The organism is Pseudomonas sp. K5002 (genome assembly GCF_013386655.1).
Classification (GTDB): domain Bacteria; phylum Pseudomonadota; class Gammaproteobacteria; order Pseudomonadales; family Pseudomonadaceae; genus Aquipseudomonas.
In genome coordinates this window covers 1-1,016 of record NZ_JACARK010000483.1, presented here as the reverse complement: position 1 = coordinate 1,016, position 1,016 = coordinate 1, and the positions used below count along the sequence as shown (strand labels likewise).

Annotated in this window: 1 protein-coding gene; it reads left to right on the top strand. The window is 66.5% G+C overall.

Annotated elements, in window-relative coordinates; translation table 11 throughout:
• The coding region (locus HX846_RS21180) for a collagen-like triple helix repeat-containing protein (protein ID WP_256739848.1) at positions 1-1,016 on the top strand (1,016 nt) is incomplete at both ends.

The following is a 1,016-nucleotide window of genomic DNA, read 5'->3' as shown; positions in this document are numbered from 1 at the left end:
CCGGCGGCGGTACCGGCGGCGGCACAGGTGGTGGCACCGGCGGTGGCACTGGCGGTGGCACAGGTTCGACCACTCCTCTGGTCACCGGCCAGGTAGTGGGCGCTGTAGGCGGTGTCGTCGGTAATGTCGGCACCGCGGTGGGCGACCTGGGTACGACCCTGACCACTGTGCCAATTGTCGGTACTACCGCTGGCGGGTTAGTCACCGCAACGGGCACTGCCGTCAACAGCATCGGCAGCGGCCTGACTAACGGCCTGGGCACCCTGGGCACCAATAGCAACGCCTTGGGCACCACCGTTGCCGGTGTGGCCGATGGCGTGGCCGACCTGGGTACCGGCGTGTCCAACACCGGCAAGTCCCTGGGCACTACGTTGGGCGGCATTCCCGTGGTCGGAGGCTTGACCGGCGGTGTAGGCGGCGCGGCAGGTGGCCTGGTCGATAAAGTCGGCCAAACCGTGACCATGCTTGGCGACACCTTGAGCACGGCCAGCACCACCGGGCCACTGGGCGGCTTGACCAATACGGTGGGTAAAAGCGTACTGGTACCCGTCGTCTCTCTGGTGGAAAACACCACGGGTAACCTGGGCAATAAGACAGGCCTGGGCAATCCGGTGGGTGGCTTGATCGATAAAGTGGGCGCCACTGTCACCGGCCTGGGTGGCCAGGTGGCAAGTGCCGGCGGTGCAGGCAACCCAGTCGGGACACTCGTCGGTGGCGTGTTGACTGGCGTCGGCACCACCCTTGATAAATCGAGTGGCTACGTCAATCCGGCAACCACGACCCCGCAATCGGGTCTGCCTGAGCTGGTCGGTGGCCTCGTCGCCAACGTCGGCAACGGCCTGAACATCGGCAACACCAATGGCACTGTCAGTGCTGCGGGCGTAACCGGGGGTGCCGTGGGCAACACCGTCGCGTCCCTCGGCACCCTGATTGGCGGCAACGGCGTAGCCAACACCGGCGCCACGGCTCCGGTCGCGGGGCTGGCGACCAATGTCGGCGCCGCACTGAACCCAGTG